Annotated in this window: 10 protein-coding genes; 1 reads left to right on the forward strand and 9 read right to left on the reverse strand. The window is 58.1% G+C overall.

The window, feature by feature from the left end:
- Nucleotides 1-66: 66 nt before the first annotated feature.
- The 9 genes from nosR to Q674_RS28390 form a co-directional block, all read right to left on the reverse strand.
- The gene (gene nosR / locus Q674_RS28350; protein WP_023008576.1) at nt 67-2,175 is read right to left on the reverse strand and encodes a transcriptional regulator NosR; all 2,109 of its coding nucleotides are present in this window, start codon (nt 2,173-2,175) and stop codon (nt 67-69) included.
- A 141-nt stretch (nt 2,176-2,316) separates the two neighbouring features.
- Complete coding sequence (locus Q674_RS28355) at nt 2,317-2,718, reverse strand: hypothetical protein (protein ID WP_011786522.1); 402 nt, start codon at nt 2,716-2,718, stop codon at nt 2,317-2,319.
- Between the two features lie 57 nt (nt 2,719-2,775).
- Nucleotides 2,776-3,525, reverse strand: a complete 750-nt coding sequence (locus Q674_RS28360) for a Crp/Fnr family transcriptional regulator (RefSeq protein ID WP_014422450.1) — start codon at nt 3,523-3,525, stop codon at nt 2,776-2,778.
- A 152-nt stretch (nt 3,526-3,677) separates the two neighbouring features.
- A complete protein-coding gene (locus tag Q674_RS28365) occupies nt 3,678-4,484 on the reverse strand; it encodes a peptidylprolyl isomerase (RefSeq protein WP_011786524.1) in 807 nt (268 codons plus the stop codon).
- Between the two features lie 65 nt (nt 4,485-4,549).
- Nucleotides 4,550-5,230: a respiratory nitrate reductase subunit gamma gene (narI, locus tag Q674_RS28370; RefSeq protein ID WP_023008577.1), complete on the reverse strand. Its 681-nt coding sequence runs from the start codon at nt 5,228-5,230 to the stop codon at nt 4,550-4,552.
- Between the two features lie 19 nt (nt 5,231-5,249).
- The gene (gene narJ / locus Q674_RS28375; protein ID WP_023008578.1) at nt 5,250-5,990 is read right to left on the reverse strand and encodes a nitrate reductase molybdenum cofactor assembly chaperone; all 741 of its coding nucleotides are present in this window, start codon (nt 5,988-5,990) and stop codon (nt 5,250-5,252) included.
- Between the two features lie 10 nt (nt 5,991-6,000).
- Nucleotides 6,001-7,578: a nitrate reductase subunit beta gene (gene narH, locus Q674_RS28380; protein ID WP_023008579.1), complete on the reverse strand. Its 1,578-nt coding sequence runs from the start codon at nt 7,576-7,578 to the stop codon at nt 6,001-6,003.
- Entirely contained in the window at nt 7,575-11,318 is a 3,744-nt protein-coding gene (locus Q674_RS28385; RefSeq protein WP_031210009.1) for a nitrate reductase subunit alpha, read from the reverse strand. The genes narH and Q674_RS28385 overlap by 4 nt, the downstream gene beginning before the upstream one ends.
- Nucleotides 11,319-11,448: 130 nt before the next feature.
- Entirely contained in the window at nt 11,449-12,708 is a 1,260-nt protein-coding gene (locus Q674_RS28390) for an MFS transporter (RefSeq protein WP_023008581.1), read from the reverse strand.
- Between the two features lie 182 nt (nt 12,709-12,890).
- On the opposite strand from Q674_RS28390, the gene Q674_RS28395 reads away from it, so the two are divergent.
- Nucleotides 12,891-14,747: a histidine kinase gene (locus Q674_RS28395; protein WP_023008582.1), complete on the forward strand. Its 1,857-nt coding sequence runs from the start codon at nt 12,891-12,893 to the stop codon at nt 14,745-14,747.
- The last annotated feature ends 13 nt before the right edge of the window (nt 14,748-14,760 follow it).

A 14,760-nucleotide genomic window follows, 5' to 3' on the forward strand; every position in this document is an offset into this window, starting at 1 on the left:
TTGGTTATGGCGGTTATTGCTTCTCATGACGTTACCGGGGCCTTATGGCTGGCTCCTCGGGACTACTCAGTTCACCTGCACCACCGGAATTTCCTCTGGGTGGCCGGGTGCGTTGTGACCACGGCGCTTGCCACGGCGCTTCACAATCAGCGGCGGGCACTTGTGGTCGTCGAAATAGGTCATCTGACAATCCAGGCAGTAGTGGCACTCCATGTAATTGATGTGTCCATCCGGATGGATCGCCTGGACTTCGCATTCCTTGTCGCAGAGACGGCAGGGGTTACCGCATTCCTTGCGACGTTTGAGCCAGTCAAACACCCGCAGTTTGGTGGGCAACGCCAGGGCGGCACCCAGCGGGCACAGGTAGCGGCAGTACACCTTGCGGGTGAAGATATTGACCACCAGCAACAGCACGGCGTAGGTCACAAACGGCCAGGTGCGGTCAAAATGCAGGGTAATAGCGGTCTTGAACGGCTCCACTTCAGCCATGCGCTCGGCAGTGGCCATGGACTCCAGAGAAATACCAAACAGCACCAGCAGGATGATGTACTTGATGGCCCACAGGCGCTCGTGCCAGGCAAAAGGCACGGTGTACTGCGGTACCTTGAGCTTGCGGGCGATTTCATTGATCAACTCCTGCAGGGCGCCGAACGGGCATAGCCAGCCACAGTAGACCGCCCGACCCCATAGCAGGACGATGCCAGCCACCACGGCCCAGAGCACGAACATGATCGGATCGATCAGGAAGGTTTCCCATTTGAAGCCGCTGATCAGGCTGTTCACAAACGTCAGCACATTGACGATGGAAAGCTGACCCAGGGCATACCAGCCAATGAAGAACAGGGTGTAAACCAGGAAGCCGTGGCGAATCCAGCGCATCATCTTCGGCTTCTGTACCAGCCAGTCCTGGAAGAACAGGATGAACAGCAGCACGGCGATACCCAGCCCCAACACGGTGATCTGGAACTGCTTCTGGTACCACACCTGAATCCACAGCGGCTGGTTTTCAAGCCACTCTTCGTCGGTCAGAACCGGTTCCGGGCGGGTGTAGTACTGGTCTGGCAACTGGTACTCCAGAGGGAACACCTGGAATTCACTGTCCAGCGGGCCGGTCTGGCGCTTGACAGTCAGCTCCAGCGTCCAGGGCGTGCCAGGATCGAAGTTGTACTGCTGGCGCACGATAAAGATCGCCATTTCCGAAAACTCGGGCATCCCCTCACCGTAAACGTCGCTGAGCCGATGGAAATCGAGATCCCGGAAGTTGAAGGTGTCGCCAAACTGGCGGATCTGCACCCGGTCAAAAATGCCGCCCCGTACGTAGCCAGAACCTTTAAAGGAGTATTCACCGTTGGCCATCACCGCGATGGCATGTTCCCCCTCCTGGAGCTCCGACATCAGCCACTGGTATTGGTTTTCACCCAGAAGGTTGCGGCCAATGGTCGGCGCATCCAGATAAGCAGCGTAGAGCTCGATCAGGATGTCATCGCGTTCGCCCGCGTCTGCAGTTTCGATGCCCTCGGCAGGGGTCCCCACAAAAGAGTCGTCGACCTGCCCTTTGGTCAACACCAGGCGGCGAATGGAACCGTCACCGGTCAACTCCTGCCAGGACTTCTCCTGAAACTGTTCCGAGTTCACATTGGCCATGGGCGGACGGTTGCTTTTGCCACCTTCAATCAACCCAATCTCGACCCCCACCCGGTGGGCAGTGCGCATGATGACTTCGTTAATAACCATCACGGTGACCGTAGCGCCGGACAAGCCATCCACCGCCACCTTGCGTTCGGTAGACGTGCCACCAACGGTCACCCGCTGGTCAGCTTTCAGACCGGTGTACTGGTCAGTGAACTCATGCATCTTGCTTTCGGGGATACCCACCAGCAGGATGGGTTCATCGTGATGTATGACTTTAGCGGCACGAATTTCTCCGGCGGTATCGAGTACCACCATGGCATTCAGGGGTTTGCCGGAATAGGCGGGGGTCTGGACAAAGTCCAGGGACTGGTAGGCGTAGCCTATAAGCTCCTCACCGGAATACACCTGCTGGATGGCACGGTTGCCCTCCATCGGCTGGAGTTCTGTCGCTTCCGGAAAGGCTTTTTCGATGAGCTGGCGTCCGGCCGGAGGGCTGTATTCCGATAACGGCTGGGCCCAGCTCAGCGGAGCCGCAAGTATCATCAAGATGGATAGGACACAACGGAGGACGTTTCTCACTACAACTCCCAATACCCCATGGATTACATCAAGGGTCGTTCAATTTTGAGGAAAATCAAATACCTCTTTGAGGATAGTCCTCGGCCCACCAGAGGCGCCTTGAGTTCAGTCAAGGCTAATGGCGTGGCCGGCTTTATTGAGGGGAAGGTAGTTACCCAGATGCCCCATGCGGATGCTTTCCACCATCATCGTCAGGGGTTGCTGAGCTTCATCACTGGAAGGAGCATGGCCGCCACGGCCCGACATGGCCGCGACAAAGACCATGTCCCAGTCCTGGCCTGTCGCGCGGGATTCCTCCGCCAACACATCGAAATAAGGAACCTCATCGGGGGTTTTGTCGACACAGATGACCGGCGTCAGTGCGCCACCCTCGCCGCGCTCAAAAGCAGCCCGTTCTGCCGCACTGGCGTCGTCTGGTAATTCGGCTTTGCAAAAAACGAACAGAAAGCGCTGGGGCTCCGGTTCTTTCCGGCTGGCCTGAACAAGATCCTGGTAACTGCTGATCATCACTATCCCCTGGTGTTCAAGGCGGTCAAAAAAGCCGGGCCCGGAGGCCCGGAGAGGCTATTGGCTGATAGCGATCAGCCGCTGAGGGTCGGAAATAAAGAGCTTGCTGCGATTCACTCTGATCAAACCATTTGACTTGAGATCTGCCAGTATTCTGGAGAAAGTCTCGGGCTGCATGGCCAGACGTGAAGCCACCAGGCATTTGGGCAACGGCAACTCGACTTCGCCACCTTCTTCCGCGCCGTTCGGCAGCAAGTCAATGAGGTAACGAATCAAACGGTCCCGGGCATTCTGGACGGTCATGATCTCAAGATCGTGGAATCTGGACACCGCACGCATGGCGTAGTGGCTCAGGGCCGCCTGGGCATACTCGGGATTCCGATCCAGCAATTCCCGATAAGCTTTAACCGGGATCATGAGCACTTCGCTGGACTTCAGGGCCTCCGCGTAGCAGGCATACCTGGGCGGATTGGCGTAGATCATGACTTCAGCAAAACAGTCTCCGGGTGCAATACTGTCCAGGGTTCGGTCTACGCCGGAGGAATCGAGGCGATACAGACGCAGGCGACCAGAAATCACAAAGAAGAAGTGATGAGCCGGCATATCCTGACGGTACAGCAGCTGGTGGTGACCGAGTCTGAGCCGGCGTGATTGCTGGATCAGACTATCGAGGTCTTTCGGGCGCAGATTGCAGAACAGGGCATGGCTGCGAAGCGCTTCCAGGCTGTCTTCTTCATCAAGTGGTTTGTTGATGGCGACAAGCACCGGCTTGGTATATCGCTGTTCCGCAGTTTGTGTCATGGCCATGGTTGTACCCTCTCTGCATATTCATGCATTCAAAATATTATTTTAAATACTAGAAGGATACTGATGAAAAATCGCTCCCCCGATGGGGGTATCCTTGCGGTTATTCCTGGGTAATTGACTTAGCTCAATTATTCGCTTTGCTAACCAAGCAGTCACTGCATCAAGGGTGAATCCGGCAGCTCCAGATCGACGCCCTCCACACCGGTTTCCGCAGCCAACACCTGGAGATATTGCCGGAATGCCCGGCGGGTCACGCTTTCGCTCAGGTACTGGCGAATCTGGGGTTTTACATGTTCATAAGGCAGCAGTTCGCCGTTGATTCGCTGGTCTACTCGAACGATGTGCCAGCCATAGCGGCTTTCGATCAGCTCGGGATGGAGGCCTTCGTTCAGGCTCAGGACCGGGCGTTCGAATTCTTCGACGGTCTGGCCTTTGCTGATCTGGCCGAGGCTGCCGCCCTGGTGCCGGGATTCGCAGGCGGAATATTGTTTAGCCAATTCGTTGAACTGCGAGCGGCCGTCCAGGAGGGCAGACAGCAGCTGTCGGCCAGCTTCTTCCTGACGCATGCGCTCTTCAATATCATCCGGTGCGGCAGCCAGCAATATGTGGCTAACAGCCATGATGGTAGGGCTGCAGAAGCGGCCGGGATTGGCGGCGTAGAAGCGTTCGCAGTCCTGTTCGCTCGGGTCTGGCACTTTGAGCTCGAGTTCCAGCACCCGGGCTATCCGGTCTTCTTCGTCTACGATGCTGTCAAGGTTCAGGCGGCTGGCCTGTTGCAGTAACAGTTCACGGATGGCAAGACTTCTGGCAGCTTCGTGCCAGGCTTCTGCCAGCTCTTCCGAGGGGTGGTGCTGCATTTCCCGGGCGATGTCGTCTTCGTGGATGAGAGTCTCACCCACATAGACCGGCGGGAACTGGTTTCTGGGTTTGCCGGCTTCGCCGGTTGGGATCAGTTGCATGGTGCGACTCTCCGTCAATCAGTTTGCCAGCCACCCTCCCGGAAAGAGAGGGTGGCTGTATCCGTTCAGGCGCGCTTGCGAACCACCTGGTACTTCCGCCCGAAATACTCCACTGGCACGCTAAGCATGTGCACCAGTCGGGTGAACGGGAAGAGTACGAAGATGGTCAGGCCCAGGAAGATGTGGGTCTTGTAGATCCAGTGCACGTCGGCAATGTAGGCGGCGATGCCAGATCCTTCCAGGGTGAACACGCCCTGGGCCCAGGCGGAGAATTTGAGCATAGTGCTGCCGTCGAGGTGGCCCATGGTAGGCAGGATGGTGAGCATCCCGAGTACCAACTGAACCACCAGAATGATGATGATCATGTTGTCAGCGAAGGTGCTGCTGGCCTGAACCCGCGGGTCGGTCATACGACGCCAGGCGAGCATGCCGCCACCTATGATGGCCATGACGCCGGCGATACCGCCCACCAGGATCGCCATCACCTGTTTCTGCCCCGGAGTGATGATCCACTCGTAGGCCCAGTGCGGAGTAAGCAGACCCACCAGGTGGCCGAAGAAGATCACCAGTACGCCGACGTGGAACAGCACGCTGGCTATCACCATGTTTTTCTTGCGCAGCATCTGGCTGGAATGGGCTTTCCAGGTGAACTGGCCATGGTCATAACGCGCCCAGGTACCGACAAACAGTACCAGCAGGGCGATGTAGGGATAGATTCCGAACAAGAGTGTGTTGATATAGGACATTGTCTTTTCCTCCTGCGCCTCAGGCGCGCCCTGCCGGACGGGGCGTTGCGTCCGTCATCAGCTGATCACTCAGGTGAATGGTCTGGGTCTGTTCCAGTTCGCGGCGGCGCTGTCCAACCACGCCACCGGTGCCACAGGAGCTGCCCTGGTCATCCACAAATTTCACCATTTCCTCTTCCCAGACCTTGTCCAGTGCTTCGGGGGTGTCGTCGCGCTCTTCCGAGGCAACGAGCTGCGCCAGTTCCTGGCGGTCGGCCTTGCGGCCGGACAACACCAGCAGGGAATCCATCGCAACGTGGTAGAGGCTTTCACGCTGGTACAGGCGCTCTCCAAGCAACCCCAGAATGTGGTGAATATCTTCCAGCCAGTTGCGAATTTCCTCCCACGGCCGGGTGGAAAGGTATTCCAGAAACAGCGGCAGGTAATCCGGCAGTTCCCTGGCATCAATTTCCAGGCCGTTGGCCCGGTATTGCTCCATCAGGTCCACCATGGCCTGGCCGCGATCGCGGGATTCGCCGTGCACATGTTCAAACAGCAGCAGGGAGGTGGCCCGACCGCGATCGAACGTGCCCACGTAGGCTTCCTGAAGATCCATCAGGTCACCATCGCAGAGGCGATCAATACAGGTCAGCAGTTGTTCCTTGTTTTGCCGCGGCAGCCGGCTGTCCTCCAGGACAGCGGCGACCAGGGCGTCTTTGGATTGCTGCAGTTCTTCGGTGGGGTACTCCAGTACCCGCGCCAGTACTTTCAAAAGTTGCATCGCGGCCTCCTCAGTCCTGCAGCTGCTTCGGGTCAACCTGCTTCACGGTCGCGAGCTTGCTGACCATGCTGGTGGTCTGCTTTTTGCCGCCGAACAGGCTGAAATCGCTGTCACCACCGTTGCAGCCATCGCCGAAGCTGAAGCCACAACCGCCGCGCTCGCCGTAAGCGGTCGCATCCGGGAAGGCTTCCTTGGCCAGCTCACGATGACTGGTGGGAATCACAAAACGATCTTCGTAGTTGGCGATGGCCAGGTAGCGGTACATCTCATCGGCCTGGGCCTTGGTCAGACCACACGCTTCCAGGGCTCGCAGGTCTTCCTTGCCTTCCACGGTTTCGGCGCGCTTGTATAAACGCATGGCCATGATCCGCTTCAGGGCCAGTACGATGGGCTTCTCATCACCGGCGGTCAGCAGGTTCGCCAGGTACTTGACCGGGATCCGCAGGCTCTCGATCTTCGGCAGTACGCCGTCGAACTCAACCTTGCCGGCTTCCGCCGCAGACTGGATCGGGCTCAGGGGCGGCACATACCAGACCATGGGCAGGGTGCGGTATTCCGGGTGCAGCGGCAGGGCCAGCTTCCAGTCCACCGCCATCTTGTACACCGGGCTCTGCTGGGCAGCTTCGATCACATTCATCGGGATGCCGTCTTTCTTCGCCTGCTCGATCACTTTCGGGTCGAACGGGTCCAGGAAGATTTCCAACTGCTTCTCGTACAGCTCGTGCTCGCCCGGGGCGCTGGCTACTTCTTCGATGCGGTCTGCGTCATACAACAGCACACCCAGGTAGCGGATCCGGCCAACGCAGGTCTCGGAGCACACGGTGGGCATGCCGGCTTCGATACGCGGATAGCAGAAGATGCACTTCTCGGACTTGCCGGTTTTCCAGTTGAAGTAGATCTTCTTGTACGGGCAGCCAGAGACACACATCCGCCAGCCGCGGCACTTGTCCTGGTCGATCAGCACAATGCCGTCTTCTTCCCGCTTGTAGATGGCACCGCTCGGGCAGCTGGCAACACAGGCCGGGTTCAGGCAGTGCTCGCACAGACGCGGCAGGTACATCATGAAGGTGTTTTCGAACTGGCCATAGATGTCGGCCTGCACCTGGTCAAAGTTCTTGTCCTTGCGGCGCTTGGCAAACTCCGTCCCGAGGATTTCCTCCCAGTTCGGGCCCCATTCGATTTTCTTCATGCGCTCGCCGGAGATCAGCGAGCGTGGCCGTGCAACCGGCTGGTGTTTGGTGTCACCGGCGGTATGCAGGTGCTGATAATCGAAGTCGAACGGCTCGTAGTAGTCGTCGATTTCCGGCAGGTCGGGGTTGGCGAAAATGTTCGCCAGCACCCGGAACTTGCCACCAATGCGGGGGCGGATCTTGCCGGAGCTGTCGCGCATCCAGCCGCCCTTCCACTTGTCCTGGTTCTCCCACTCTTTCGGGTAGCCGATACCAGGCTTGGTTTCGACGTTGTTGAACCAGGCGTATTCCATGCCTTCACGGCTTGTCCATACGTTTTTGCAGGTGACGGAACAGGTGTGGCAACCAATGCACTTGTCCAGGTTCAGCACCATGCCGACTTGGGAACGGATTTTCATTTTACAGCCTCCTGAGCATAGTCATTGCCTTCACCGTCGAGCCAGTCCACGTTCTTCATCTTGCGGACCACCACGAACTCGTCCCGGTTGGAACCTACGGTGCCGTAGTAGTTGAAGCCGTAGGAATACTGGGCATAGCCACCAATCATGTGAGTCGGCTTCGGACACACCCGGGTAACCGAGTTGTGAATACCGCCACGGGTCCCGGTGATTTCGGAGCCGGGTATGTTCACAATCCGCTCCTGGGCGTGGTACATCATCACCATGCCGGGCATCACTCGCTGACTCACAACCGCACGGGCGGCAATGGCGCCGTTGGCGTTAAACAGTTCGATCCAGTCGTTGTCTTCCACGCCGATCTCTTTGGCGTCGTCTTCACTCAGCCAGACAATCGGGCCGCCACGGGACAGGGTCAGCATCAACAGGTTGTCACTGTAGGTGCTGTGGATGCCCCACTTCTGGTGCGGGGTGATCCAGTTCAGCGCTTTCTCGGGGTTGCCGTTACTGCGCTGGTTGATCATGCTGCCTACGGCTTTGGTGTTGATGGGCGGGCGGTACACCAGCAGGCTCTCGCCGAAGGCGCGCATCCACTCATGGTCCTGATAGAACTGCTGACGACCGGTCAGGGTGCGCCAGGGAATCAGCTCGTGCACGTTGGTATAGCCGGCGTTGTAGGACACGTGTTCGTCTTCCAGGCCAGACCAGGTGGGGCTGGAAATGATCTTGCGCGGCTGCGCCACGATGTCCCGGAAGCGGATTTTTTCCTCTTCCTTGTTGGTAGCCAGATGAGTGTGATCCAGCCCGGTGAACTCGGACAGCGCCGCCCAGGCCTTGACCGCCACCTGGCCGTTGGTTTCCGGCGCCAGGGTCAGGATGACCTCAGCGGCATCAATGGCACTCTCGATCTTCGGGCGACCTGCGTTGGCACCCTCAAGGTGGGTGTAGTTCAGGTCCTTCAGGAAGTTGACTTCCTTCTCGGTGTTCCAGTTGATGCCCTTGCCACCGTTACCCAGCTTGTCCATCAGCGGACCAAGGGAAGTAAAGCGGGCGTAGGTGTTCGGGTAATCCCGCTCCACCGTGATGAAGTTGGGCGCGGTCTTGCCCGGAATCAGGTCGCACTCCCCTTTTTTCCAGTCTTTCACATCGAACGGCTGGCCCAGCTCCGCCGGAGCGTCGTGCAGCAGAGGCAGGGTAACCACGTCTTTCTCGACACCCAGATGCCCCTCGGCTGCCTTGGAGAAGGACTTGGCAATGCCCTTGTAGATTTCCCAGTCACTGCGCGCTTCCCATGCCGGATCGGTGGCAGCGGTCAGCGGGTGGATGAACGGGTGCATGTCGGAGGTATTCAGGTCGTTCTTCTCATACCAGGTTGCGGTCGGCAGAACGATGTCTGAATACAGACAGGTGGTGGACATACGGAAGTCCAGAGTCACCAGCAGGTCGAGCTTGCCTTCCGGCGCCTGGTCGCGCCATTTCACTTCTTCCGGTTTGGCGCCACCCTCGACACCCAGATCCTTGCCCTGCAATCCGTTCTTGGTGCCCAGCAGGTACTTGAGCATGTACTCGTGACCTTTACCTGAGGAGCCCAACAGGTTGGAGCGCCAGATGAACAGGTTACGCGGGCAGTTTTCCGGCGCTTCCGGATCTTCACTGGCGAAGGCCAGAGATCCATCCTTCATGGATTTGGCAACGTAGTCCGCCACCTCCATACCGGCCTTCTCGGCTTCCGCGGCAATGGTCAGCGGGTTTCGGTTCAGCTGCGGCGCAGACGGCAGCCAGCCCATGCGCTCGGCGCGTACGTTGTAGTCGATCAGACTGCCACCGAATTTGGACTTGTCTGCCAGCGGCGACAGGATTTCATCCACGCCCAGTTTCTCGTAGCGCCACTGACCGGAGTGAGCATAGAAGAAGGAGGTGGAGTTCATGTGGCGTGGCGGGCGCTGCCAGTCGAGACCAAAGGCCAGCGGCTGCCAGCCGGTCTGCGGGCGCAACTTCTCCTGACCCACATAGTGGGCCCAGCCACCGCCGCTCTGGCCGATACAGCCACACATGATCAGCATGTTGATCAGGCCGCGGTAGTTCATGTCCATGTGGTACCAGTGGTTCATACCTGCACCGACGATGACCATGGAGCGGCCCTTGGTCTTGTCAGCGTTGTCCGCGAACTCACGGGCGATGCGGATCACTTTCTCGGCCGGTACGCCGGTGATCTGCTCCTGCCAGGCAGGCGTGTACGGCTTCACTTCGTCATAGGACGTAGCGCCATCGTCGTCACCCAGGCCGCGGCTGATGCCGTAGTTGGCAACCATCAGATCGTACACAGTCACCACGCGACCTTCGGAACCATCGGCCAGTTGAACCTTGCGGGTACCCAGCTTGTGCTTGAGGATGTCCTTGAATTCCACGTGGTTGTAATGGTCGTGTTCGATACCGCCGAAATACGGGAAGGCGACATCGACGACTTCGTCGTGCTTTTCAACCATGGACAGCTGAAGGTTTACATCGGCGCCTTTGGCGGTCTGCTTCAGGTTCCACTTGCCCTTCTCACCCCAGCGATAACCAATGGAACCATTGGGTGCGGTGAGCTCACCGGAGGCTTCGTCAATCGCGATGGTTTTCCATTCGGGGTTGTTCTCTTCACCCAGTCCATCCACCAGGTCACTGGCACGCAGGAAGCGGCCCGGTACGTAGCTGCCGTCGTCTTTCTGTTCCAGCATGACCAGGTAGGGCATGTCGGTGTAGCGGCGAACGTAGTCAGTGAAGTACTCGCTGGGCTTGTCGACATGGAACTCTTTGAGGATCACATGGCCCATGGCCATGCCCAGAGCGGCATCGGTACCCTGCTTCGGGTTCAGCCACTCGTCAGACAGCTTGGAAACTTCCGCATAGTCCGGGGTAATGGCAACGGTCTTGGTGCCCTTGTAGCGCACTTCAGTGAAGAAGTGGGCGTCCGGGGTACGGGTCTGGGGGACGTTGGAGCCCCAGGCAATGATGTAGCCGGAGTTGTACCAGTCGGCAGATTCCGGCACGTCGGTCTGCTCACCCCAGGTTTGCGGGGAGGCGGGCGGCAGGTCGCAATACCAGTCGTAGAAGCTCATGCAGACGCCACCGATCATGGACAGGTAACGGCTGCCCGCGGCGTATGAGACCATGGACATGGCAGGAATCGGAGAGAAACCGATGATACGGTCCGGGCCGAACTTCTTGGCGGTGTAGACGTTAGAGGCGGCAATCAGCTCGTTGACTTCGTCCCAGCTGGAACGGACAAAACCGCCCATACCACGGCGAGGCTTGTACTCGGCGGTCTTGGCGGGATCTTCAACAATAGAGGCCCAGGCTTCCACCGGGTCATTGAACTGGATACGGGCAGCACGCCAGAGCTTCATCAGGCTCTTGCGCATCAGCGGGTATTTCAGCCGGTTGGCACTGTACATATACCAGGAGTAGCTGGCTCCACGAGGGCAACCACGGGGCTCGTGGTTGGGCAGATCCGGGCGGGTGCGGGGATAATCGGTTTGCTGGGTTTCCCAGGTGACCAGCCCGTTCTTGACGTAGATTTTCCAGCTGCAGGAGCCGGTGCAGTTCACGCCATGGGTGGAGCGCACGATCTTGTCATGCTGCCAGCGCTGGCGGTAGCTGTTCTCCCAGTCGCGGTTCACTTCGTGGGTTTCACCGTGACCGTTGGAGAACGATTCGCGGTTCTTCCTGAAGTAGTTCAACTTGTCGATCAAATGACTCATGGTCTCTCTCTCCATCAACCCGTTTGCCGGATCGTTGTTCCGAATGGAGACCATTGTGTGGGATCAAACCCCTGAAATCTGCGTGGTTACTACCACATAACCCGGGTGTACCACCCTGTGGGTAGGCGACCTATAACCCGGGTTGGAGAAGCATCTTTCGCTCCTCTCTGCGGGCATGTCGGGAGAAAAGCAGCAGGCTGACACTCAGCAAGAGGAAGAGAATCATGAATACCGCCGTACGCACGCCCAGCCAAAGGTTCAAGCCACCAAACGCAACTGGCAGGACAAACGCAACGGCACAGGCGCTGACCAGCAATACACCGGCAAACAGGGACGCTTCCTGTCGGTTGGCCAGAATCACCATACGCTGAAGGGATCCCATGGCGGTACCCATGGCCACCCCCAGAATCACGACCAACGTGCTTTCAAGGACAACAGGCAGAGCGAACTCCACAACCAGTTCCTCTTCCACGCCGGTAATGAACAAAGTCATGGGGGGATAGGACAGCACCACGAGTGCCATCAGACAACCCGCCAGTGCCCGCGTCGCAACCCGGGCGGAACCGAAATGATCGGACAAACCACCACCGGCCACCTGAGCCACCGCACCGGGAATGACAAACCATTGCGCCAGGCGGGCCCCGGAATCCAGCGTAAGACCATACTGGCCTGAGAGAAAATCCGGAAGCCACAACGCCAACGCAAAGAAACTGCCGGCAACCACACCGAAATACAAACACAGGGGTAGATTCCGACCCTGCCGGATCACTCCGAGAATTTCCCTGGCTGATCGTTCACGGCTTTCGTCTTCCTCACCCGTGGCGTCGGTCAGCATAATCAATAGCGCGATCACCAGAAGCAGGGTAATGAGGTAGGCCAGAGGTACACCCTGCCAGGAGAACGCCTCATGGAACAGCGGCACCAGATAATAGTTGAAACCTGCTCCGGTTACCCCGGAGCCAAAAACCCCGAGTACGAGACCCAGCCGCCTGGGCTGGCAATGACTGACCACGAACTGCAGGCCGGCGCCGTAGAAGCCGCCCGCCAGCCCCAGCCCGGCGGCGGCAATAAGGTAGCCAATGTAGGTGTTTGTCAGCAGCAGTATCCCCATGCACACAGCAAGACCGCACAGACACAACAGCATGACTTCACGGGCACCATATCGCTGCGCCGCAAGCCCGGCCGGAATCGCAAGTATGGCGCTGACCGCCATGGGCATGGCCAGAAGAACCCCAAACTGCAAACTGCTCAGACCCAGGTCGGCTCGGAGATGCACGCCGGCAACCGCAAACAGTGTCCAGCAACCGGCAGCCACCACAAAGCCGGTCAGCGCCAACGGCAACACTACTGCCAGAGATGCTAACCTCTCTTCATCCCGTTCCAATTGCATTACACGCTCCCTGAATCCCATTCTTTAGTCTCGACTTTTGCCTGAACACGGGTCAAAGGCTATGATGGGTTATAAACCATTGGGGTAATTGACTATCCTCAAGGAGGTATCACGACGGCGCGTTTTCCACGATAATTTTGCTGCCTGTCACTATCCACATCCCTTGAGCCTTGAAGCTATCCATGACCTCCAGAAGCCCGCTAGTAAATCGACTGGCTGTTGTTATCGGCGCCATCGTGCTGACGGCCATTGTCAGCATGGCCACCACTCTGGCTGTGTCCAACAGCATTGAGGGCAATGCCACTGCTATCAACCTTGCCGGTTCACTGCGTATGGGAGCATTCCAACTGGCGGCAAGATCGGCCTCTGAAGATCCCGTAGAAAACACTGACACCCTTGATCAACGCATTGAGGAGTACGAGGACAGGCTCAGGGATCCCGCCATCATCCGTTCCATTCCCCGCACCGATGACCACCCCCTCGTCGAACAATATAAAACCGTGGAATACGGCTGGGCCAATCAGCTCAGGCCGTCACTGGAGAGCCACCAGACTGGCGCCCCTCTATCCGCCGAAATGATCACGACAGTGGAGAGCTACACGGTAGAAGTGGATCGCTTGGTCTCCATGCTGGAACAACGCACCGAGGCCAGAATCGACCTGCTGCACCTTATCCAGATCATCAGCATGGTGTTCTCGGTATTGATTGTTCTCGCCCTGTTTCTGGACCTCAAAAACCGCATTCTCCGACCGCTGCGGAAACTGGTGGGCATTGCCACCGCCGTGGGCGAACAGGATTTCAGCCACAAAGCCGATCTCAAAGGCTCCGATGAGCTGGCACAACTGGGCCAGGCCTTTGACCAGATGACCAGTGAACTGGCGCTGACCTACTACGAGCTTGAAAGCCGGGCCAGGCAGAAAACCGAGGAACTTGAAATCAGCCATGCGGCTCTGCAGGTAATGCATTCCGCCAGCCGGGGGCTGTTCGCCAATCATGATCTGTGCAGTGGCGCCATCCCGATGCTGCAGGATCTGGAGCAGCTGCTGGGCATCGGCCCCATACGCCTGTTCCTGCATGACAAGGAATCGGCAGAACCGGTAGAGGCCATTACCACCGCCACACCCAAACGCCCCTTCTATTGCCGGGATCACCATTGCAATGCCTGTCTGGTAACCCCGGAGGTCTATGATGAGATGCCGCTGGAAAACAATGACGGCCGGCGGCTGTTGCTGCCCATCCGCACTCCCGGGCAGTTGCTGGGCACCCTGGAGGTCTGGTATCCGGCTGAGAAAGGATTACCGGAGACCTCTCGCCGCCTGCTGGAAACCCTGACCGACCAGCTGGCAACTGCCATTTTCCTGGAAAAACAGATCACCGAAGAACAACAGCTGACGCTGGCGGAAGAGCGCACGGTGATTGCCCGGGAGCTACACGATTCCCTGGCACAATCGCTCTCGTATCTGAAAATGCAGGTGACCCGTCTGCGCCGGCTGAACATTGATGGCGAGCAGAAGCCCATCCACGACGACATCCTGGATGAACTGAGTACCGGCCTGAACAGCGCCTACCGCCAGCTGAGGGAACTGCTGGCCACCTTCCGGCTGAAACTGGATACGCCGGATCTGGCGACTGCGCTGCGCAAAACCATCGACGAATTCTCAGAGCGCCTCGGTAAACCGGTAGCGTTTGAATACAACCTGCCGCCCCAGACGCTGTCGCCTAATGAGGAAATCCACACCCTGCAGATCATTCGTGAAGGGCTGGCCAATGCCGTCAAACACGCCGATGCCACTGACATAGCGGTCAAAGTAGTGTTCGATTCACCACAAGTGCGGGCCAGCATACAGGACAATGGCAAGGGATTACCGGGTGGCGACCAGCCCGTGAACCACTATGGCCTGATTATTATGCAGGACCGTGCCCGCACACTCGGCGGCAAGGTTAATGTGCGAAACAGGGATGAAGGCGGCGTGGAAGTCGCGCTAACATTCGTACCCAAGAGCCGCAACCTGATTCCAACGGAAACTACGCCGGCCTGAGCCGAGCGCAGGA

Origin of the sequence: Marinobacter sp. EVN1 (genome assembly GCF_000475375.1) — a bacterium.
GTDB lineage: Bacteria > Pseudomonadota > Gammaproteobacteria > Pseudomonadales > Oleiphilaceae > Marinobacter > Marinobacter nauticus.